Origin of the sequence: Psychromonas algarum (assembly GCF_004376845.1) — a bacterium.
GTDB lineage: Bacteria > Pseudomonadota > Gammaproteobacteria > Enterobacterales > Psychromonadaceae > Psychromonas.
The window spans coordinates 247,653-269,934 of record NZ_SNUW01000003.1 but is presented as its reverse complement, the minus strand read 5'-3'; the positions used below and the strand labels follow the sequence as shown (position 1 = coordinate 269,934).

At 35.8% G+C, this 22,282-nt stretch carries 19 protein-coding genes; 15 read left to right on the top strand and 4 right to left on the bottom strand.

Translation table 11 applies throughout. From position 1 onward, the window contains the following. Window positions 1–64: 64 nt before the first annotated feature. From rsmF to E2R68_RS03350, 4 genes are all read right to left on the bottom strand, one after another. The gene (rsmF, locus tag E2R68_RS03365) at window positions 65–1,510 is read right to left on the bottom strand and encodes a 16S rRNA (cytosine(1407)-C(5))-methyltransferase RsmF (RefSeq protein ID WP_134276096.1); all 1,446 of its coding nucleotides are present in this window, start codon (window positions 1,508–1,510) and stop codon (window positions 65–67) included. Window positions 1,511–1,580: 70 nt separating this feature from the next. Continuing rightward, window positions 1,581–4,247 (bottom strand): MlaD family protein, encoded by a 2,667-nt coding sequence (locus E2R68_RS03360; protein ID WP_134276095.1) that lies wholly within the window; start codon window positions 4,245–4,247, stop codon window positions 1,581–1,583. Further along, window positions 4,237–4,869: a paraquat-inducible protein A gene (locus E2R68_RS03355; RefSeq protein ID WP_134276094.1), complete on the bottom strand. Its 633-nt coding sequence runs from the start codon at window positions 4,867–4,869 to the stop codon at window positions 4,237–4,239. The genes E2R68_RS03360 and E2R68_RS03355 overlap by 11 nt, the downstream gene beginning before the upstream one ends. Beyond that, entirely contained in the window at window positions 4,862–5,425 is a 564-nt protein-coding gene (locus E2R68_RS03350) for a paraquat-inducible protein A (protein ID WP_243834583.1), read from the bottom strand. The genes E2R68_RS03355 and E2R68_RS03350 overlap by 8 nt, the downstream gene beginning before the upstream one ends. Before the next feature lie 162 nt (window positions 5,426–5,587). Here E2R68_RS03350 and E2R68_RS03345 point away from each other — a divergent pair, with 162 nt between their 5' ends. From E2R68_RS03345 to nlpI, 15 genes are all read left to right on the top strand, one after another. Continuing rightward, window positions 5,588–5,851 (top strand): YebG family protein, encoded by a 264-nt coding sequence (locus E2R68_RS03345; protein ID WP_134276092.1) that lies wholly within the window; start codon window positions 5,588–5,590, stop codon window positions 5,849–5,851. 159 nt (window positions 5,852–6,010) lie between these two features. Beyond that, window positions 6,011–7,918, top strand: a complete 1,908-nt coding sequence (gene thrS / locus E2R68_RS03340) for a threonine--tRNA ligase (RefSeq protein ID WP_134276091.1) — start codon at window positions 6,011–6,013, stop codon at window positions 7,916–7,918. A 5-nt stretch (window positions 7,919–7,923) separates the two neighbouring features. Further along, window positions 7,924–8,481, top strand: coding sequence for a translation initiation factor IF-3 (gene infC, locus E2R68_RS03335; protein WP_134276090.1), 558 nt, complete (start codon window positions 7,924–7,926; stop codon window positions 8,479–8,481). A gap of 95 nt (window positions 8,482–8,576) precedes the next feature. Then, window positions 8,577–8,774 carry a 50S ribosomal protein L35 gene (rpmI, locus tag E2R68_RS03330; protein WP_025564055.1) on the top strand — a complete coding sequence of 66 codons (198 nt, stop codon included), beginning with the start codon at window positions 8,577–8,579 and terminating at the stop codon, window positions 8,772–8,774. 16 nt (window positions 8,775–8,790) lie between these two features. Beyond that, entirely contained in the window at window positions 8,791–9,147 is a 357-nt protein-coding gene (rplT, locus tag E2R68_RS03325) for a 50S ribosomal protein L20 (protein WP_025564056.1), read from the top strand. A gap of 458 nt (window positions 9,148–9,605) precedes the next feature. Beyond that, on the top strand, window positions 9,606–11,831 hold the full coding sequence (locus E2R68_RS03320) for an ABC transporter permease subunit (RefSeq protein ID WP_134276089.1): 2,226 nt from the start codon (window positions 9,606–9,608) through the stop codon (window positions 11,829–11,831). A gap of 17 nt (window positions 11,832–11,848) precedes the next feature. Next, window positions 11,849–13,507: a phosphate ABC transporter permease PstA gene (gene pstA, locus E2R68_RS03315; protein ID WP_134276088.1), complete on the top strand. Its 1,659-nt coding sequence runs from the start codon at window positions 11,849–11,851 to the stop codon at window positions 13,505–13,507. An 80-nt stretch (window positions 13,508–13,587) separates the two neighbouring features. After that, window positions 13,588–14,400: a phosphate ABC transporter ATP-binding protein PstB gene (pstB, locus tag E2R68_RS03310; RefSeq protein ID WP_134276087.1), complete on the top strand. Its 813-nt coding sequence runs from the start codon at window positions 13,588–13,590 to the stop codon at window positions 14,398–14,400. 13 nt (window positions 14,401–14,413) lie between these two features. Continuing rightward, window positions 14,414–15,118, top strand: a complete 705-nt coding sequence (phoU, locus tag E2R68_RS03305; protein WP_134276086.1) for a phosphate signaling complex protein PhoU — start codon at window positions 14,414–14,416, stop codon at window positions 15,116–15,118. A gap of 151 nt (window positions 15,119–15,269) precedes the next feature. Next, a complete protein-coding gene (queA, locus tag E2R68_RS03300; RefSeq protein ID WP_134276085.1) occupies window positions 15,270–16,325 on the top strand; it encodes a tRNA preQ1(34) S-adenosylmethionine ribosyltransferase-isomerase QueA in 1,056 nt (351 codons plus the stop codon). Between the two features lie 80 nt (window positions 16,326–16,405). Then, complete coding sequence (gene tgt / locus E2R68_RS03295; RefSeq protein WP_134276084.1) at window positions 16,406–17,530, top strand: tRNA guanosine(34) transglycosylase Tgt; 1,125 nt, start codon at window positions 16,406–16,408, stop codon at window positions 17,528–17,530. Window positions 17,531–17,580: 50 nt separating this feature from the next. Further along, complete coding sequence (gene yajC / locus E2R68_RS03290) at window positions 17,581–17,916, top strand: preprotein translocase subunit YajC (protein WP_134276083.1); 336 nt, start codon at window positions 17,581–17,583, stop codon at window positions 17,914–17,916. 62 nt (window positions 17,917–17,978) lie between these two features. Further along, on the top strand, window positions 17,979–19,841 hold the full coding sequence (secD, locus tag E2R68_RS03285; protein WP_134276082.1) for a protein translocase subunit SecD: 1,863 nt from the start codon (window positions 17,979–17,981) through the stop codon (window positions 19,839–19,841). Window positions 19,842–19,853: 12 nt separating this feature from the next. Further along, on the top strand, window positions 19,854–20,801 hold the full coding sequence (secF, locus tag E2R68_RS03280) for a protein translocase subunit SecF (RefSeq protein WP_134276081.1): 948 nt from the start codon (window positions 19,854–19,856) through the stop codon (window positions 20,799–20,801). Window positions 20,802–20,983: 182 nt separating this feature from the next. Beyond that, window positions 20,984–21,925, top strand: coding sequence for a lipoprotein NlpI (gene nlpI / locus E2R68_RS03275; RefSeq protein ID WP_134276080.1), 942 nt, complete (start codon window positions 20,984–20,986; stop codon window positions 21,923–21,925). The last annotated feature ends 357 nt before the right edge of the window (window positions 21,926–22,282 follow it).

Genomic DNA, 22,282 nt, shown 5'->3' with positions numbered 1-22,282 from the left:
CTAATTTAATTTAAATACCATTAGGGCTAATAAAAAATAAAGTCTTAAAAGTTATGCATATTACTTACATTTTAAACAATTTTTTATCATGTATAAGCTCTCTAGGTAAGTTATTTTTTATTCGAGTATCCAATGACTTTCCTATACCTATTACATTACTTCGATAGTTAACAAATACTTCTCCACTATTTCCTTTACAATCAATATCGTGGATATCTCTACCCTGATAAAATTCATTAGCTTGTTGTGCTGAAAGCTCTACATTATTTTTACTGCTATCTTTAGCAAAACAGCGTGCAAATTCATGCATGGTTTTAAAGCCTATTTTACGGCCTTTACCAAATTGTTCAGCTATTTTGATACCTAAGCGAGAAAAACGAATTTTATCCATCAAGGGCTCTATTGAAGCAGGAAATAGCCAAAGCTCTTGTTCACGTTTATATAAAATACCATCTAGCTCTTTAATACCGAATTGCTGTTCAAAATATGCTTGCAAGTTTGCTTTTTCTTGTGATGAGGCTTTGATGAAAGGTAACTTAGCAGGGCGTTTATTATAATTTTGTTTTATTGAGCTTTCTACTTTTTGTATAGCAGCAACAAAGAAACCTTCAGTATCATAAATTTGTGGCCAAATATGTAAAAATCCTTCTTGAGTGAGTGTTTTGTTTGCACTAGGGAATAAATTCTCTAAATTTAGAAACTTAACTTTGTCAGGATATTCTGTTTGTAAATGATGAAGTACATCTTGGTTTTCTTCTTGGCTTAGAGTACAAGTTGAATAAACTAAAAAACCACCCGGTTTTAATGCATTAAATGCACTAACAATAAGCTCTTTTTGCATCGCTGTTATTTGTTCGATAGAAGCTTGGGACCAGTTTTTCATTGCATATTTATCTTTGCGTACTGTGCCTTCTCCTGAGCAAGGGGCATCTAATAGAATGGCATCAAATGTTTCCGGTAACCATTCTCCAAATACGCGGGCATCAAAATGGGTTAAAGCTACATTATTGATGCCACAACGTTGAATATTGGCATGCAGCATTTTAATACGGCTAGATGAAAACTCATTGGCTATAACAAGTCCTTGGTTTTGCATTAAGGCTGCTATTTGTGTCGTTTTAGAGCCAGGGGCTGCCGCAGCATCTAATAAAACAGAACTATTTGATGGCTCAAAAAAATGGAATAGGGCGCTGACGGGCATCATTGAACTTGCTTCTTGGATATAACAAAGCCCAGCTAAATGTTCGGCGCTATTACCAAGAGAGTTAGTTTGATCTTCGGTCATGATCCAAAAACCTTCAGGACACCAAGGAATAGAGGTTAAAGACCAGTTTTGTTCGATTGCTCGTAATTTAAAGTCAGCAACTGATATTTTCAGAGTATTTACTCGAATAGCACGGCGTAATGGACGACGACAGGCATCAACTAAATCATCAATATGTAAGTGACTTGGTAAAATATCAGACATTTTATCGATAAATGCTTGAGGTATAAAAGTATTGCTGTCCATAAAATTATCCAATAAATGATGCTTGCCAAAACGCGCACTAAAAGTGCGCGCAAGATAACATAAACTTTAATTAATTACTTTTAGGAATTTTAAGTTTCCATTTTAACCAAGAATTTTTACTTTCTGATTGTAACTCAAAGGAAGCAAAGGCTTTACTTGCTGGTTGAAGCTTTTCATCATCTGGTGTGCTCATATTGATTCCTCCTTTGATGAGGGAGGTAAGAGATGTCGCTTTTAGCGCTGCTCCTGTGATGCCAACATCTAAATTAAAGCCAGACGCTGGCCAAAATACACTGTTAGAACGAATCAAATAAGCATATTCAGGATAAATGTTAAGCTCTATTTCAACACCAGAAGCGTCACTGTTTAAACGTTTATTGATAACTTCACCAATTTGGATTTGACGATAATAAACTGGGCTACTGATATCTGTTGAGCCGGCATTATCTGCTAACAATGTAATAGGCAAGCCTGTTTTATTTTGAGCTAATAATGGCTCATGGCTTTCTCCGGTAAACTTAGTTAAAGCATTACCTGTACCAGGCGATACATTAATAAAAACACCACTAATCAGCGTGCTTAAATTTTTAGCTCCTGATAATGAAATATCACTACGCACGATCCAGAATCGGCTGCCTTTTTTAGCGACTTTAGCAAAATACTTTGCATCAATATCCAAAGTAACGTCTATCTTATTGTGCTTGTTAAGGGTTAAGTTACTGATTTCACCGATATCTAAACCTTTAAGTTTTACTTTATTACCAACTTTAAGGTCAAAAGCATTATCGTAAGTTAAAGTGAGTTGTTTAGGCGGAATAGTTGCCTGCTGATAACTATCAAACAAACGATATTGACCTTGGCTTGTTACATTTCCTTTAACAGATGGCGCTAGCTCTAATGCGATACCTCCTGCAGCAATTGAAAGTAATGATTCTGCATTCACTTTGACACCCGAAAGCCCCGCATCAACTTGAAAACCGCTAATATTCCAAAAAACAGTTTTATTGGTAATTAAGTGTTTAAATTGAGCGCTTACTTCTAGACTTGTTTGCATTAAACCTGAATCATGCAATGTTAAGTCACTGACTTCACCTACTTTTAATTTATGATAATAAACAGGAGAACCAACACTGACAGATGGTAATTCTTTGCTTAATAATGATACTTTTAAAGGCGCCGTAAAAACGTTCTTACCTAATTTTGCCATTTCTTTAGATGCATATAAATGGAACAACTGATTTGTTTTGAGTGGTGTTTTGCTATTCTTTTTAGTGGGAGGATATTTATTATAAAGAGCGATGCCACCTAAGAGTATATTTTTTAATGGTTTACTATTTACTTCTATCCCCTGCAAAGAAGCTTTAAAGTTGACACCACTTAATAAATGAAATTTACTATTTTTATTAATCAAGTAACTAAATTGTTTGTTTATATTTAACATCGCTTTTATATGTTTACTGTCTTTGGTTAAAGTAAGTGAGGTAATGTTACCTATTTTTAGGCCTTTATAAGTGACGGAAGCCCCTGCTGTTAATCCATTTGCATTATCGGCAATCAAAGTAATTGATGCATACTCCTGAGAAGGTAGTTGATTATTATTGAGTACAAATTCAGTCTTTTGTTTTTCTTGTTTATAATTTTCGCTGTAAGAAAAACCAACATAATCACCAGTAATTAAATTACTCAAATTTTCAATTTTAGAAAAAGAGATAGAGGCTTTTTCTATCCAAAATTGTGCGTTCTCAGTTACCATTTCAGAAAAAGCTGGGTTAATAGTTGCTTGAGCAATAAATAACTGAGAATCAGTATCATAACGAATATGGTTAATACGACCAATACCATGCCCTTTAAATAAAATACCTGCACCATTAGGCAAATTATCAGTATTTGTTAATTTAAGGGTGATTTGTAAACCTTGTTTACTTTCATCAATATTCTCAAATAAATTAAATTGTTGATCTTTTACTGGGGGAGTATCGGAATCAGGACTACTAAATGTTATACCACCTGCAATTAAAGAAGTTAAACTATCGAGTTTGATATCAACTCCCGAGCGTGAAATATTGGCATTTAAACCACTAATATTCCAAAACTGGCTTTCTTTTTTGATAAGGTGGCTATATTTACTTTCAATAAACGCTTGAATATTAACAAATTTTCCTGATTTATCGAGTCGGACTCGCACAATTTCACCTACTTGTATCTTTTTGAAAAATATAGGTGTTCCAATATTAATAGAAGCTGCATTGTTACTTTTTAAATTGATTAATAATGCATTATCAGGAATGATCTCTGGTTGCTCTGTTGTTGCTTCAAAAGTCGTTGCGGCTTCACCTTCCCCAGGTAATAAGTTGATATAACTACCTGAAAATAAAGTATCTAAGCCAGATATCGAGGTAAGGGAGGCTTTCGGAGAAACAAGCCAAAATTGACTCTTTTCTTTTAAAAGAAACGTTGCATGAGATTCAATTTCAGCAAAAACATTAACACCATCAACTTCATCTAGTTCAATTTTTTTGACTGTCCCTACGATCACGCCTTTATAGCGGATTTTTGTTTTATCAACAATGATGCTATCAGCATTGGAAAAGTGAATGGTTATATGTTCATTTTTATGGGTAATATTTTGAAATAAAATCCAAGCCCCTAAGATCGCTGCAATAAAAGGCAAAAACCAAATAGGTGAAATTGAATGTGACTTAGTAATCACTGTTTCTGAAGAAGGGTTATTTTGCATCGATGTTAGCATCCCAAATTAAGCGAGTATCAAAACTCTCTGCTGCAAATAATGTGGTAACAACCACAACTGTAAAAGAGGTTGCTGCAATACCAGGGTAAACAGATAACAGGTTCCCTTTGTCAAAAACTGCAACCATGATTGAAATAACGAATAAATCTAATATTGACCAACGGCCAATCCATTCAACGATTGAAAAAGCAATCAGTTGTTTTTTAGGATTAAGTTGCCATTGAAAATGCACCGCAAATGAAATGAATGTTAATGCTAGAATTTTTAATATTGGTACTAAAATAGAGGCGATAAATACAATAAATGCAATTGCTGGCATATCACTATCTAATAGACTTAAAATGCCTGAAAAAATAGTATCAGGGTAAAGTGTATTATTTTTTAATAAATAAGTAATAGGGTAAAGATTGGCTGGAAAAATAAATACAATAGCTGTAAATAATAGTGCCCATGTTTTTTGTTGACTGTTTTTTATACGGGGTGAGATTGGACTACCACAATGAGGGCAATATGTTGCATTGCCTGTAATTGAGCAATCGGTATCACAAATACGACATAACTGCCTATTTTGTTGTATGGCACTAATACCTGGTTTTAAAGGCTTATCCATTGCGTAAATATTCCCAATACTTAACGTTGTTATACTCACTTATCATGGTCATATTGATAATTAAAAGAGCGATAAAAAATAACATTCCACTACCATAATAAAGATCTGCATAACTCATTAATTTTACAATCGCGACCATCAGACTGATCAAGTAAACTTCAAGCATAGACCAATGTAACAATGCACTGGTTAGTTTTAAAACATAATTGAGCATTGCAGGTCGTTTATTGTACATCATACAAAAACTACTAAACGCCATACATAAGGTTAATAATGTGGGTGACAGTACAGCACAAAATAACACCATAAAAGAAACAAGAGGAGCAATATCTATCATCATTATTGCACCATGTATTAAGTTTGTACCTTCGGTAATACCTAATAAATGAACAGAGATAAGTGGAAAAGAGAATGCTGGAATACACACCATTAATGCACTGATTGCTAACGCAAACATCTTATCTGGCCTAACTACTTTCGCAGTATAAATAGTTCGCTGACAACGAGCACATTTTGCGACATAGCCTGATTGTAAATTTGGTCTTTTTGAAACCATATCACAATGGCTGCATATAATAGTATTCATTGTTAATAATCAGTAGTTTGACATAAATGTAAGATAGCAAACTAATTTAAGGATGACAAAAGTTGCATTCATTCGGAAGCAGTAGTACTGTATGTAAAACCATGTTTAATTAGTTTATTAAAAGAGGCCACCGTGGCAGTCATCATTAAATACATTGTAGAAAGAAAAGGTGTTGAGAAAATGACCTTTACCAGCAAGAAAGAAGCTGATGCGTACGATAAAATGCTAGATAGTGCAGATCAAATTGCATTATTCTTAAGTGAAAGTCCCGTTTCTTTGGATGATCAGCAACTTGAAGAGTTAGGGTTATACGTCGCAAGTAATAAAGATATATTACAGAACTTATTTAAAGGTCAGTTATTTTCTACAGAAAATAATAAAAAAATTAAAGAGTAACCAGTTATCTAACTCATCAAATAATGACACACAATAAAAGGTATCAATAAATTCATATTAGATACCTTTTATTGTGTGCTTTAATACATTAAAATGCCCCCTCAATTTTAACAAACTACAAATGCTTTTTGGTTGGAAGCATCACTGTGAGGAATTAGCATGCCAATTATTACTCTTCCCGATGGAAATCAACGTCAATTCGACAACACTACTTCTATAATGGATATCGCAGCTGATATCGGCCCTGGTTTAGCAAAAGCGTGTATTGCTGGTCGTGTCGATGGAAAATTAGTTGATGCTTGTGATCCGATTGATCATGATGCAAGTGTTGCAATCATTACTGCTAAAGATGACGAAGGCTTAGAAATATTACGTCATTCATGTGCACATTTATTAGGTCACGCAATTAAGCAACTATATCCAGATGCTAAAATGGCAATAGGTCCAACCATTGATAATGGATTCTATTACGATATTGATCTCGATGTCACCATCAATGATGAAGAGTTAGCTAAAATCGAAAAACGTATGCAACAGTTGGTAAAAACAAATTACCAAGTGGTTAAAAAGAAAGTTTCTGTTGATGAAGCAATTGCTGTTTTTAAAGAGCGTAATGAACCTTATAAGCTAGAAATTTTAGAAGGTATCGATAAAGACGATCGTCCTGGCCTATACCATCACGAAGAATACATTGATATGTGTCGTGGCCCACATGTGCCGATGATGAAATTTAGTCAATGGTTTAAGTTAATGAAAGTCTCTGGTGCATATTGGCGCGCAGATTCTGACAATAAAATGCTGCAACGTATTTACGGCACAGCATGGGCTGATAAAAAGCAATTGAATGCTTATTTAAAACGCTTAGAAGAAGCGGCTAAACGTGATCACCGTAAAATCGGTAAACAGTTAGATCTTTATCATATGCAAGAAGAAGCGCCGGGCATGGTGTTCTGGCATCCAAATGGTTGGACTATCTTCCGTGAGCTTGAAAGCTATATTCGTGAGCAAACAGTTGCATTTGGTTATCAAGAAGTGAAAGCACCACAGATTTTAGACCGTTCGTTATGGGAAAAATCAGGTCACTGGGATAAATATAAAGACGGCATGTTCTGTACTTGTAGTGAAAACCGTGACTATGCAATTAAACCGATGAACTGTCCAGGTCATGTACAAATTTTCAATCAAGGTTTGAAATCTTACCGCGATTTGCCATTGCGCTTATCGGAATTCGGCTCATGTCATCGTAACGAACCATCTGGCTCTCTACATGGTTTAATGCGTGTTCGTGGTTTCACACAAGATGATGCTCACATCTTCTGTACTGAAGCACAAATACTTGAAGAAGTCTCTGCGTGTATCAATATGGTATTTGAATGTTATAAAACATTCGGCTTTGAAGATATCGTGGTTAAGTTATCTACTCGCCCTGAAAAACGCGTTGGTGATGATGCAACTTGGGATAAATCAGAAGCTGCGCTTGCTCATGCATTAGATGAGAATGGTGTTAAATTTGAGTATCTTCCTGGTGAAGGTGCTTTCTATGGTCCTAAAATTGAATTTACTTTATATGATTGTCTAGGTCGTGCTTGGCAATGTGGTACAATACAGTTAGATTTTTCAATGCCAGGCCGTTTAGACGCAACTTATGTTGGTGAAGATAACGAACGTCATACACCAGTTATGATCCATCGTGCAATTTTGGGTTCTTTAGAGCGTTTCATTGGTATTTTAACTGAAGAATACGCAGGCATTTATCCTACTTGGTTATCACCTCAACAGGTGGTTGTGATGAATATTACTGACAAACAGTCAGATTTTGTTACTGAAGTAGTAAATAAATTGAAAAAATCGGGTGTTAGAGCAATTTCGGACTTGAGAAATGAGAAGATAGGCTTTAAAATCCGCGAGCATACATTAAAGCGCGTTCCTTACTTATTAGTTGTGGGTGACCAAGAGGTCGAAGCAAACGAAGTTGCAGTAAGAACACGCAAAGGTGATGATCTTGGGAAAATGCAGGTTGATAATTTTATTAATCATGTAAAACAAGAAATTATCACTCGTTCATAAATTACTTGGAGGAATTTGTTATAAAAGGTGCAAAAAAAGCCCCGCAAACGGGCAACAAACATCGTTTAAACGATGAAATAACTGGTACTGAAGTACGTCTTTCTGATTCAGAAGGCAAACCAGTAGGTATTGTTTCTTTAGAAGAAGCAAAAAATATGGCATTTGACGCAGACTTGGACTTAGTTGAAATTAGTCCAAATGCTGAGCCGCCAGTTTGTCGCATCATGAACTATGGCAAATTTCTCTTTGAAAAGAGTAAATCCGTTAAAGAACAACGGAAGAATCAGAAACAGGTTCAGTTGAAGGAAATAAAATTCCGTCCTGGGACTGATGATGGCGATTATCAGGTAAAACTACGCAGCCTGACTCGCTTTCTTGAAGAGGGTAACAAAGCCAAAGTAACGCTACGTTTTCGTGGTCGTGAAATGGCGCATCAATCACTGGGTATGGAATTACTAAATCGCGTTAAAAACGATTTAGCTGAAATATCAACTGTCGAGTCTTTCCCTAAACTGGAAGGTCGTCAAATGGTGATGGTACTTGGCCCTAAACGTGCTAGCTAAGGCATAAAGAAGTATTGATGTACGAATATGAGAATGTTCGTACTATTTACTCGCCTTACTGGTTTAATTTAAATTTTAACAATGCGGAGTTCGCAATGCCTAAAATGAAATCTAACAAAGGTGCTGCAAAGCGCTTTAAAAAGACTGCTTCTGGTGGTTTTAAACGTAAGCAATCTCACTTACGTCATATCCTTACTAAGAAATCTACTAAACGTAAACGCCATCTACGTGCTCAAAGCATGGTAGCTAAAGTAGACGTACCTAGTATTAACAGAATGTTACCATTCGCTTAAGTAAGGAATATATAAAATGCCAAGAGTAAAACGCGGTGTACAAGCTCGTGCACGTCATAAAAAAGTCTTAAAACAAGCTAAAGGTTATTACGGAGCTCGTTCACGTGTTTATCGCGTAGCGGTTCAAGCAGTAACTAAAGCTGGTCAATACGCTTACCGTGACCGTCGTCAACGTAAACGTCAGTTCCGTCAACTATGGATTGCGCGTATTAACGCTGCATCTCGTATTAGCGGTCTATCTTACAGCCGTTTCATCAATGGTCTTAAAAAGGCTTCTGTTGAAATCGATCGTAAGATCTTAGCTGACATAGCTGTATTTGATAAAGCAACATTTGCTCATTTAGTAGAAGTTGCAAAAAAAGCGCTAGCTTAATCATTATTGATTAACAGAATTGAAGAAGGAGACATTTTGTCTCCTTTTTTTTATCCAAAATTCCTCTCTTTTTAGACCATCAATGTTATCGCTGCAAATTTTTCATTACATTTTGACTATTGAGAATCGCTCTTTACTTAAATAACTCTTAACTTAGATAACGTAGTTAATATAATTGCTACTAATAGTATTCACAGTAAATAGCTAATTTATTTTACTGATTAAAATAACTCACTTGTTTGTTATAAATTTCGTAAATGGAACAACTTGAATTGTTTTTTCTACGTAAAATTTAGATCACATACTTAATGTAATTGGTATAAATCGATTTTTAATAAGTCAAGTTTGCAGTGATATTGAATATGATCGTTTCCAAATAACATATTCATGACTTTTGTCATATAAGTGTCACAAAACAAATCTATACTCCCCGTCATTAATTATGTTGGAGATAATACATGGAACGCGATTTAGCGACCACGCTACGAGCTAATAAGAAGCGTGTTATTAAGGATAAATTAGTCAAATATGGTGTGACAGGCGGTGGTAGCTTAGTATTAGTTACATTATTATTGATTTTTGGCTATCTTTTATATGTTGTTCTGCCTATTTTTGCCCCTGTTAGTATTGACCAGACACAATCTTTTAAACGTCAAGATCCAACGACTATTTACGCTTTAGGAATTGATGAGCAAAATGAAGTTGCTTATCAAGTTGATGAACTAGGGTTATTAACATTTTATTCATTAAGAGAAAATGATTTAGGTGAAAATTTATTACAATATCAAGCCTTTCCTAGTATTAATAAAATAGCCAGAACAACTTCTTCAACAGGGACTTTTGCATTTAGTAACGGTCAAGGGGAAGTGAAGATAGTTAAGCCTGATTTCATTACAACTTATCCTAAAGACAAACGTATGATCACGCCACAACTTAGGTTTCCTCTTGGTGAAGATCCTTTAAGTGTTTCAGATAACAAGCAAGCATTAAAGCAACTTTCATTTGAAATGAACTCTGATTATGCCGCTGTTGCAGCAGTACAAAGTGACGGAAAAGGCGTTTTTCTCCTTCTTTCTGCTGAAGAAAATATGATGACTGGAGAAACAACTTGGGAGCAAGAATCATTCGAATTACCTTCATTTCCACATCATGTTGATCAATTATTATTAACACCTAATTTAAGAAAACTATTTGTTAGAAATGGTAATAATTTATTGGTTTATGATATTTCAGAAAGTAACAATATTCGTGTTCTATCTGCTTTCCAAATTAATGCTAAAGATAGTAATGTCTCTACCATACAATTGTTAACGGGGGCGAGTTCTTTATTAGTTGCTAATGAAAATGGTGTTGTTAGCCAATGGTTTGAAGTGCTTAAAGATAATAAACGTGAGTTCACTTATATTCGTGATTTTAAGGCTTCTAAAAATATAACGAGTATTGTCCCTGAGTATTACCGTAAAGGATTTATGACAACAAGCAAGTCGGGTGAGTTATCGATATTTCATTCAACGGGAGAAACTAAGTTGTTTACTGAATCATTAACTTCTACAGACTCTTTAGTAGTAGCTATATCCCCGCGCGCAAATGCAATATTGGTTGCGGATAAAAGCTTTATCAAACTTTATCATGTTGATAATGAACACCCTGAAATTACTTGGTCTGCTTTATGGCAAGAGGTATGGTATGAAGGGTATCCGGAGCCTCAGTACGTTTGGCAGTCGACATCAGCAAGCGATGAATTTGAAGCTAAAATGAGCTTAGTGCCTATTTCCTTTGGTACTATTAAAGCTGCTTTTTATGCAATGTTATTTGCTGTTCCAATCGCTGTTTCTGCTGCTATTTATACGGCTTATTTTATGACGCCTAGCATCAGAACATATATCAAACCTACAGTGGAAATAATGGAAGCCTTACCTACGGTAATTTTGGGCTTTTTGGCTGGATTATGGTTAGCCCCAATCGTTGAAAACCAATTGCCAGGTATTCTGTTATTACTGATAAGCTTACCTGTTAGTGTGTTAATTGCTGCTTTAATTTGGAGTAATTTACCAAAATCGTTAAGTGATAGAATCAGTGAAGGAGTATTACCTTTAGTTTTATTACCTATTTTATTCATCACGGGTTACTTTTCTATGGCGTTTAGTGACACGCTTGAACTTTGGTTATTCAATGGTGATACGCGTATGTACCTAACTAATGAGTTGGGTATCAATTTTGACCAACGTAACTCACTTATTGTTGGTATCGCCATGGGCTTCGCTGTTATTCCTACTATTTTCTCTATTGCAGAAGATGCCATCTTTAGTGTTCCAAAAAGTCTAACTATGGGGTCATTGGCATTAGGTGCAACACGCTGGCAAACACTTTCAAAGGTTGTTCTATTGACGGCAAGTCCTGGTATATTTTCGGCCATTATGATGGGTATGGGACGTGCAGTTGGGGAAACAATGATCGTATTAATGGCTACAGGTAATACACCTATTATGGATTGGAATATATTTGAAGGTATGCGTACGTTATCAGCCAATATTGCAGTGGAAATGCCTGAGTCCGCGGTGGGTAGTTCACACTATCGAGTTTTATTCCTTGCTGCATTTGTATTATTTATTTTTACATTTGTTGTTAATACCATTGCTGAATTTGTTCGTCAGCGTCTGCGTGAAAAATATTCTAGCCTATAAATAGGGAGTTAATTGTTATGGGTAAATGGTTTAAGTCAGGCACTCCGTGGATTTGGATGACAGGTGGTGCGGTAAGTTTAAGTTTAATTGCAGTGTTGGGATTGTTTATATTAATAGGCTGGAGAGGTCTTAGTTTTTTCTGGCCTGCCACTGTTTATGAATTTTCTATGCAAGTGGAAGATGGGCATCAATCAACGTTAATCGGTGAGATTTATGACACTGAACATGTATTAAAAGAGCAATTAATTTCTGCAGGTATAAAGGGATTAGAAAATAAACCAGATTCATTAGATCGTTTTTTAATAAAAATTGGTAATCGAGAATATGTTGATTTAGATTTTCAGTGGATCCTTGAAACAAGTATCAAATCTACAACGGTTGCAGATAATATTGTTGTTTTTGAACGTACAAAAAACGGTAACTTTTATGGTTATATCGATGGGATCAAAGTTAATGGTCAAGCACTTGATATTAAGCCAAATGGTTTAGTCAGAGAGCTTAGTGAGCGTCTTGAGCGAGCACTTGCATTACGCTCTAAAGAAGATGATTTATTATCTGGCGAAATAGGGCGTATTAATTACGAATTAGAACGTATTCGTTTGCAAGAGCGTAAACTACAACTCGATGGAAAATTAACTGATAAAAAGCAGCTTGAACTTAAAGGGCAAAGTGAACAATTACAAAATGAATATTTAGCATTAGAAACAGAGTTATTTGATTATCGTGAACAAGCTAAACGTGACAGTGTTGTGGTGAAAGATATGACAGGGCGCTTAGTGACTATGCCTCTCTCGTATATTTTGGATTTTTATCAACCCAACAATATGACGTTAACACAAAAAATTGGACATTGGTTTCACCAAGTTTATAAATTTGTAAGTAGTGACCCTCGTGAAGCGAATACAGAAGGTGGTGTTTTCCCAGCTATTTTTGGTACTGTTTTTATGGTGATGTTAATGGCCGTTATTGTGACTCCATTTGGTGTTATAGCGGCGATTTACTTGCATGAATATGCTGCCAAAAACAGTATTACAAAATTTATACGAATTGCAGTTATTAACTTAGCTGGTGTTCCTTCCATTGTTTACGGTGTATTTGGTCTAGGGTTCTTTGTGTATATTTTAGGTGGCAGTATTGATCAGCTATTTTATCCAGAGGCTTTACCTGCCCCTACATTTGGTTCGCCTGGTGTTTTATGGTCGGCACTTACATTGGCTATTTTAACCTTGCCAGTTGTTATTGTTTCTACGGAAGAAGGCTTGAGTCGTATACCGAGCACATTACGAGAAGGCTCATTAGCATTAGGAGCAACAAAATCTGAAACGTTATGGCGTATTGTTATTCCAATGGCAAGTCCTGCTATCATGACGGGGTTAATCCTCGCGGTTGCTCGCGCAGCAGGAGAGGTGGCGCCTTTAATGTTAGTGGGTGTAGTGAAAATGGCCCCAACATTGCCTCTAGATGGAAACTTCCCTTATTTACATCTAGATAGAAAGTTTATGCACCTTGGCTTTCATATTTATGATGTTGGCTTCCAAAGTCCAAACGTAGAAGCAGCACGTCCATTAGTTTATGCCACTTCATTTTTATTAGTAACTGTTATTATTGGTTTGAATTTAGCTGCTATTTCAATCCGTAATAATTTACGTGAAAAATACCGTTCGCTAGAGCATTAATATAGTTAAAAAATGAATAGCAATATATTAGATATTAATAAAGCATACACATTGATGTGTGACTCAGATTAGGAAAGACAATGATTGATTTATCCAATTTAAACCCGAAAGGTGAAGATCTTGCAAGCTTAAGCGCTGACAATACAGCTTTAGAAATTAAAAATTTAAATCTTTATTACGGTGATAAACAAGCTTTATATAATGTTTCTATGAAAATCCCAAAGGGAAAAGTCACGGCATTTATTGGACCTTCTGGTTGTGGTAAATCAACATTATTGCGTTGCATTAATAGAATGAATGACTTAGTAGACCTTTGTAAGGTCGACGGTAATATTGAGTTACAAGGTATTAATATTTATGATAAATCCGTAGATGTTGCCTCATTACGTCGTCGCATTGGCATGGTATTCCAACGTCCTAATCCATTTCCTAAATCAATTTATGAAAATGTCGTTTATGGCTTACGTTTACAAGGTATTAATGACCGCCGTACATTAGATGAAGCATGTGAAAGCTCTTTACGTGGTGCAGCACTTTGGAATGAAGTGAAAGATCGATTACACGATAATGCATTTGGTTTATCCGGCGGTCAGCAACAACGTTTAGTAATTGCTCGTGCAATCGCTATTGGACCTGAAGTGTTATTGTTAGATGAGCCCACCTCTGCGTTGGATCCTATCTCAACATTAACCATTGAAGAGTTGATCACTGAGCTTAAGCAAAAATTTACTGTGGTGATTGTTACTCATAATATGCAACAAGCCGCTCGAGTATCGGATCAAACTGCTTTTATGTATATGGGTAAATTAATTGAATATTCAGATACTAATACCTTATTTACAACACCAAAACAAAAACAAACCGAAGATTACATTACAGGCCGTTACGGTTAATTGAGGAAATAAAATGGAAAACTTAAATTTAAGCCGTCATATTTCAGGTCAATTTAATAATGAATTGGAAAACGTGCGTAATCAAGTGATGCAAATGGGGGGGTTGATTGAACAACAGCTAATGGATGCATTAAGTGCAATGGCTGAAAATGATATTGAGTTAGCGCGTAAGGTTATTATAAAAGATAATGAAGTTAATCAATTTGAAACAACGGTTGATCAAGATTGCTCTCGTATTATTGCTAAACGCCAACCTGCAGCGAGTGATTTACGTCTAATCTTAACCATTATGAAAACAGTCACTGAATTGGAAAGAGTAGGGGATAGCGTTACCTCTATTGCCAAAATGGTTATTGAAAACCATGGTCAAAAAGTCCCTTCTTTAATTGGTTTAGAAAATATGGGGCAAATAGTCTCTAAAATGTTACATAATGCATTAGATGCTTTTACTCGTTTAGATCTGCATGCGGCTATTGCTGTTCATAATGAAGATAAAAAAGTAAATCGCCAATATGAAAGTATTCTTCGTGAATTAATGACCTTTATGATGGAAGATCCTCGCTCAGTTCCTTTTGTACTTAAAGTATTAGCGTCTGCACGCTCTATTGAGCGAATTGGCGACCGTTGCCAGAATATTTGTGAGCAAATTGTTTATTTAGTAAAAGGTGTTGATGTACGCCATGCAACAGAAGAAGAGATAAACGCATTGATAAATTAATACTGTTATTCAGTTTTATAGAAAGAAAAAGCAGAGCTGAATTTATAGATCTCTGCTTTTTTCATATACATGCTTTCATTTATAGGACAAACCTTTGCAGCCTATATAGCATCAGGTATACTGCGCGTTTTATTTTAGCTGGAAGTACCTTATGAAAGTAGCTGATTTTTCTTTCCATCTCCCTGAGGAATTGATTGCGCGTTATCCTATGCCTGAACGTTCGAATAGTCGTTTACTTTCATTAGAAGCGAATTCAGGACAATTAAGCCATTTGAACTTTACTGATATTGTTGAATTGGTTAATGAGAATGATCTACTTATTTTTAATGATACACGCGTTATTCCAGCTCGGTTATTTGGTACTAAAGAAACCGGTGGAAAAATTGAAGTTTTAGTTGAACGTGTTCTAGATGAAATCTCTTTTCTTGCTCATGTACGTAGCTCTAAATCGCCTAAACCAGGTTGTGCATTGTTATTAGAGAATGATGTTAATGCAATCATGGTGCAACGCCAAGGTCCTTTATTTGAAATCAAAGTTGAAAGCGATGAAACTGTATTGCAAATATTAGAGCGTATTGGTCATATGCCACTGCCACCTTATATTGATAGACCAGATGAAGATGCTGATAAAGAGCGTTATCAAACGGTTTACAATAAAAATCCCGGTGCGGTTGCAGCCCCGACTGCGGGTTTACATTTTGATCAAACTATTCTAGATAAACTGGCAGCGAAAGGAGCAGATTTTGCGTTTGTTACTTTGCATGTTGGGGCAGGCACTTTTCAGCCAGTTAAAGTTGATAATATACTCGATCATCAAATGCACAGTGAGTACGCAGAAGTTTCTCAAGAAGTCATTGATAAAATTATTAAAACCAAAGCTTCAGGCGGGCGAGTTATTGCTGTCGGTACCACTTCAGTTCGCTCAGTTGAAAGTGCTGCCAGTGTGACGTTAGCTAAAGGCTTTCCTTTAGCTCCGTTTTTTTCTGAGACCAGTATTTTTATCTATCCTGGTTATGAGTTTCAAGTGGTTGATGCCATGGTCACTAATTTCCATTTATCTGAATCAACTCTATTGATGTTAGTAAGTGCATTCTCAGGCAAAGAAAATATCGATAAAGCATACCAAACTGCAATTGCACAAAAATATCGATTTTTTAGTTATGGCGACGCGATGTTTTTAACTAAAAAAATCAATAACAAAAGCTAGGTCAAAACTTAATTTAACAATGAGTTTAAAATACTCCGCTATTTTACAAATATCAGACTGTTTATCTGATAAGGAAAAGTATGAAATATGAATTAATTAAAACCGATGGTCGCGCTCGCCGTGGTCGTTTAACATTTGATCGTGGAACGGTTGAAACACCTGCGTTTATGCCAGTAGGTACATACGGCACAGTAAAAGGAATGACACCTGAAGAAGTTGATGCAACAGGTGCTGAAATTTTATTAGGGAATACTTTTCATCTTTGGTTACGTCCAGGGCAAAAAGTGATCCGTCAACATGGCGATTTACATGACTTTATGAACTGGAAAGGACCGATCTTAACTGACTCTGGTGGCTTCCAAGTATTTAGTTTAGGTAAGATGCGTAAAATCAAAGAAGAAGGGGTTTATTTTAGAAGCCCTGTTAATGGCGATGAAGTATTTTTGTCTCCTGAAGTGTCGATGGATATTCAGCATGATTTGGGATCTGACATTGTCATGATTTTTGATGAATGTACTGCATACCCTGCGACAGAAGAAGAAGCTGATGTTTCAATGCAACTTTCTTTACGCTGGGCAAAACGTAGTCGACAACGTTTTGACGAACAAAAAAATCCAAATGCGTTATTTGGCATTATCCAAGGTGGTTGTTATGAGCACTTACGTGATGTGTCATTAGACGGTTTGAGTAAGATTGGATTTGATGGTTATGCTATTGGTGGGTTGGCAGTTGGTGAGCCTAAAGAAGATATGCACCGAATTTTAGAGCATATTGCACCTAAAATACCAGAAGACAAACCTCGTTATTTAATGGGAGTGGGTAAACCAGAAGATCTTGTTGAAGGTGTTCGTCGTGGTGTTGATATGTTCGACTGTGTTATGCCAACGCGTAATGCTAGAAATGGTCATTTATTTACTACTGATGGCGTGGTTAAAATTCGTAATGCTAAACATCGTGAAGATACAAGCCCATTAGATTCTGAATGTGATTGTTACACGTGTAAAAACTATACGCGTGCCTACTTATATCACCTTGACAAATGCGGAGAAATTCTTGGTGCTCGCTTAAACACGATCCATAACTTACGTTACTATCAACGTTTGATGAAAGGTTTGCGTGATGCGATTGCAGAGGGTACATTAGAGGCGTTTGTTGAATCATTTTATAAACGAATTGGCAAAGAAATGCCTGTTCTAAATAATTGATAACAAAATACTATTACACAGTTTAATTTTTATACAATAAAGGATATAACATGAGTTTATTTATCTCTCAAGCACATGCAGCTGCAGAAGGCGCTCCTGCCGACAGTGGCATGTCAATGATTTTTATGTTGGTTGTTTTTGGTGCAATTTTCTATTTTATGATTTACCGCCCACAAGCGCGTCGTACAAAAGAACATAAAAACCTAATGGATAATATCGGTAAAAATGATGAAGTATTAACAACTGGTGGCGTGATCGGCCGTGTTGCTAAAATTAGTGATGAAAATGACTACGTTCAACTAGAACTAAGCGAAAATAACATTATCGCAATCAAAAAAGACTTCATTACAGCTGTGCTACCTAAAGGTACGCTTAAATCAATCTAAATAAAATAGGCAGGGTTTCCTGCCTTTTTTATTGCCTTTAGCGTTAAATAAAGGACATTATCGTGTTAAATAAATATCCTCTTTGGAAGTATTTGCTACTAGGGTTTATCGTATTATTGACTCTAGTTTATGCTGCTCCAAATCTTTATGGTGAAGACCCTGCCGTACAAGTTTCTGCTACTCGTGGTGCTAAAGTTGAATTATCTACTTTAGACAAAGTACAAGACATTCTTAAACAAGCAGACATTTCTCCTAAATCAACCATATTAGAGAATGGCCAAATATTAGTTCGACTTTCTTCTAGTGAAGATCAATTAATTGCGCGTGAAACAATTAGCTCACAAATAGGCGATGGCTTTGTAACCGCTTTAAACTTAGCGCCTTCAACACCTGGATGGTTAGAATCCATTGGTGGTAGTCCTCTTAAATTAGGCCTAGATCTTCGTGGTGGTGTACATTTCTTAATGGAAGTGGACATGGACGAAGCGATCAGTAAAGAACAAGATCAAATGGTACAAGACTTACGTGCAGAGTTACGTGAGCAAAAAATTCGTTTTCGTGGTATTGAAAAAGATACTTCTGCAACGGGCGTTGTACTTCGTTTTACATCTCAAGATATTTTAAATAATGCGGTTGATTACTTAAAACCTATTAATCCAGGTTATTCTTTCCAAGAAAAAGAAAGCAGTGGTGTATTTTATTTAACCGTGGCAATGACCGAAGAAAAATTAAAATCATCTAAGGAAGATGCATTACAACAAAATTTAAGTATTTTACGTAATCGTGTTAATGAATTAGGTGTTGCTGAACCATTGGTTCAACGTCAAGGTCTTGACCGTATTGTGGTTGAGTTACCAGGTATTCAAGATACCGCTCGAGCAAAAGAAATTTTAGGTGCAACAGCAACGTTAGAATTTCACCCTGTTGACTCTGAAACTGATGTGTCAGATGCATTATCAGGACGCATTCCTGCCTCTTCTATTATTTACAAAGAACGTAGTGGCCGTCCTGTTGTGATTAAGAAAAAGATCATCTTAACGGGTAACCATATTGTTGATGCACAATCGGGAGCAGACGAATATGGACGTGCGCAGGTAAATATTTCTTTAGATTCTAAAGGTGGCAGTAAAATGTCTCGCTTTACTAAAGACAATATTGGTAAACCAATGGCTACATTATTTATCGAATATATGCCAACGGGTAAAAAGAAAGCCAATGGTAAAGCTGAAACTGAAAAACGTATTGAAGTTGCTAATGTTGCAACAATTCAAGCTCAATTAGGTCGTAGTTTCCGCATTACTGGCTTAGACAATGCAGCTGAAGCACACAACTTAGCCTTATTATTACGTGCAGGTGCATTAACAGCACCGATTCAAATCGTTGAAGAACGTACGATTGGTCCAAGCTTAGGTCAGCAAAATATCGATAATGGTATTAAAGCAATGGTTTATGGTTTGCTTGCTGTTGTTCTATTCATGTTTGTTTATTACCGTAAATTTGGTGTCGTTGCCAATACAGCATTGATATTTAATATTGTTATGATCGTTGGTTTAATGTCGATGATTCCAGGGGCTACGTTAACGTTACCTGGTATTGCGGGTATTGTATTAACTATTGGTATGGCGGTTGATGCTAACGTACTTATTTTTGAACGTATTCGTGAAGAATTAAAAGCCGGAAAATCAATTCAGCGTGCCATTAATGAAGGTTATTCAAATGCATTGTCTACCATTGCAGACGCTAATATCACTACCTTTATCACTGCTGTTATCTTGTTCGCAGTGGGTACTGGTCCTGTTAAAGGCTTTGCGGTCACACTTGCAATTGGTATCTTAACTTCAATGTTTACTTCTATCTTCGGTACTCGTGCGATTGTTAATGCACTATGGGGTGGACGTAATGATATTAAAAAACTTTCAATATAAGCTGGGTAAAATATGTTTGAATTAATCAAATCGAAGCAAACAATTGACTTCATGAAATATGCAAAACCAGCAACTTGGTTTTCAATATTGTTAATTGTTATTTCATTAGGGTCGTTAAGTACTAAATGGTTAAATTGGGGATTAGATTTTACTGGCGGTACATTAATTGAGGTTGGTTTTGATCAACCTGCTAACTTAACTGATTTACGTGAAACATTAGCTGCTGCTGAGTTTCCTGATGCTGTTGTACAGCATTTTGGTAGTAGTCATGAAGTTATGGTACGTTTAGCTCCTCGTGAAGGTGTTAAAGGCCAAACTATCGGTAATCAAGTTTTAAATGCATTAAACGCTGCGGATTTTGGCAACGTGGATATGCGTCGAATTGAGTTTGTTGGACCTAACGTTGGTGCCGAATTAGCAGAAAATGGTGGCTTAGCTATCATTATAGCGCTTGTTTGTATCATGTTATACGTAAGTATGCGTTTTGAATGGCGTTTAGCAATGGGGTCTGTATTGGCTCTAGCTCACGATATCATTATTACTTTGGGTGTGTTTTCACTATTCCAAATAGAGTTTGATTTGACGGTACTTGCCGCCTTACTTGCTGTTGTTGGTTATTCATTAAATGATACGATTGTTGTATTTGACCGTATTCGTGAAAACTTTCGTTTGATTGCAACAGCAACGCCTGAGGAAATTGTAAACCAATCATTGACGCAAACATTAAGCAGAACAATTATTACATCTGGTACAACTATTTTTGTATTAATTTCATTATTTGTTGTTGGTGGAGCGTTGATTCATGGTTTTGCAACTGCATTATTGATAGGGGTTGGTGTAGGTACTTATTCATCTATCTATGTAGCGAGTGCTCTGGCGATTAAACTAGGTATTTCTCGTGAACATATGATCCCTGAAGTGGTTGAAAAAGAAGGCGCAGATCAAGATCCACTAATGTAAATTCTCTTTTCAATAACTAAATTTATTTAAAGCACTGCTCTGCAGTGCTTTTTTATATCTGAAATAAAACTAAAGAGAACATATTTAATGTGATTGGTTTAATTTGTGAATATGAAGCCTAAAACTTTACATTATCGAGGATATAGTACACTCTTAAATCTCTTATTTATAAGGGTTTAATAATGCAATCATCTTTTAATAAATTAATAGTAGTCCTGTCTTTTATAGTACTCACTGCATGTTCGAGTCATTCTAGCCAAAATGATCAAGATAATTCATCGGCAATGAGATCCGGTAGTTTATTTTTTCCACTCCCAGTTCCACTAAAAGCATCTTATCAAGATGAAGTAAATTTATTACGTATTAATCAACTTATTGCAGATAAAAGTAATGTTGATAATAAGCAGCGGGCTATCTTATTATATGAACGTGGTTTAATTTACGATCGTATGGGCTTAAGTGCACATAGTCGTTTTGATTTTAGTCAAGCCATTCAATTAGATCCTACTTTTGCAGAAGCTTATAATTCCTTAGGTTTGTATTTATTGATGGGGGAGGCTTATGATGAAGCATTTGAAGCATTTGATTCTGCCATTGAGCTTTCTGATGATGTTCAATTTAGTTACCTACACCGTGCCGTAGGTCTGTCACTTGTTGGACGTTATGATGCTGCAAAAGAAGATATAGAACGTTTTTATGCTTTAGACAAAACAGATCCTTATCGTGTTTTATGGCGTTATTTAATTGATTACAAGGTTGATCCACAATTAGCTACGGAACAATTAAAATCTGCACAAGCTCCCGCAGATAATAGCAATTTTGCGTGGGGGATTGTTGATGTTATGAATGGAAAAATATCAGAGCAAGCATTTTTCGAAAACATATCTAATGGAATTACTACCAATGAAGAATTAGCACAGCGCCTTTGTGAAGCTTATTATTATTTAGCGCACTGGCATATTAATCATAATAATATTAATCAAGGGATCTATTATTTGAAATTGAGTTTAGCTGCAAACGTACAAGACTTTATTGAATATAAATATGCATTACTTGATTTAAAAGCAATCCAAACTCAACTTCAACACGCTGAATTAAAAAAAGCAGAAGCAAAGATTAACTAATATAGTTTATGTTGTTATTTTAAAAACTCACTCCGGTGAGTTTTTTATTTTTGACTCTATGCCAATCACAGTAAATTGCAGATCTATTTTACTGGTTAAATATTCATAGCCAAACTCATTCAACACTTCAATGCTGCCATCTGTTTTTTAACTTGTTGATATTGTTTAGTTTAATGTGGATATCCAAAATTTTTTGTAGCCGCATAACTCGCTCCCAGCCTTAGCTTGCTGAAGACAGCAATTGATTCAGAAAAACTCAACGGGAGAGTTGCTGTAGGCACGTTGAGTAAGGTTTTATTCATAACTGATTGAAATAACTCCATATTTCAGATGAAAATACGGAATAGTTTAATTTGT

Coding starts and splice junctions, on each gene's coding strand:
- rsmF (WP_134276096.1), bottom strand. CDS start 1,510: ATGGACAGCAATACTTTTATACCTCAAGCATTTATCGATAAAATGTCT.
- E2R68_RS03360 (WP_134276095.1), bottom strand. CDS start 4,247: ATGCAAAATAACCCTTCTTCAGAAACAGTGATTACTAAGTCACATTCA.
- E2R68_RS03355 (WP_134276094.1), bottom strand. CDS start 4,869: ATGGATAAGCCTTTAAAACCAGGTATTAGTGCCATACAACAAAATAGG.
- E2R68_RS03350 (WP_243834583.1), bottom strand. CDS start 5,425: ATGGTTTCAAAAAGACCAAATTTACAATCAGGCTATGTCGCAAAATGT.
- thrS (WP_134276091.1), top strand. CDS start 6,011: ATGCCAATTATTACTCTTCCCGATGGAAATCAACGTCAATTCGACAAC.
- rpmI (WP_025564055.1), top strand. CDS start 8,577: ATGCCTAAAATGAAATCTAACAAAGGTGCTGCAAAGCGCTTTAAAAAG.
- rplT (WP_025564056.1), top strand. CDS start 8,791: ATGCCAAGAGTAAAACGCGGTGTACAAGCTCGTGCACGTCATAAAAAA.
- E2R68_RS03320 (WP_134276089.1), top strand. CDS start 9,606: ATGGAACGCGATTTAGCGACCACGCTACGAGCTAATAAGAAGCGTGTT.
- pstA (WP_134276088.1), top strand. CDS start 11,849: ATGGGTAAATGGTTTAAGTCAGGCACTCCGTGGATTTGGATGACAGGT.
- pstB (WP_134276087.1), top strand. CDS start 13,588: ATGATTGATTTATCCAATTTAAACCCGAAAGGTGAAGATCTTGCAAGC.
- phoU (WP_134276086.1), top strand. CDS start 14,414: ATGGAAAACTTAAATTTAAGCCGTCATATTTCAGGTCAATTTAATAAT.
- queA (WP_134276085.1), top strand. CDS start 15,270: ATGAAAGTAGCTGATTTTTCTTTCCATCTCCCTGAGGAATTGATTGCG.
- tgt (WP_134276084.1), top strand. CDS start 16,406: ATGAAATATGAATTAATTAAAACCGATGGTCGCGCTCGCCGTGGTCGT.
- yajC (WP_134276083.1), top strand. CDS start 17,581: ATGAGTTTATTTATCTCTCAAGCACATGCAGCTGCAGAAGGCGCTCCT.
- secF (WP_134276081.1), top strand. CDS start 19,854: ATGTTTGAATTAATCAAATCGAAGCAAACAATTGACTTCATGAAATAT.
- nlpI (WP_134276080.1), top strand. CDS start 20,984: ATGCAATCATCTTTTAATAAATTAATAGTAGTCCTGTCTTTTATAGTA.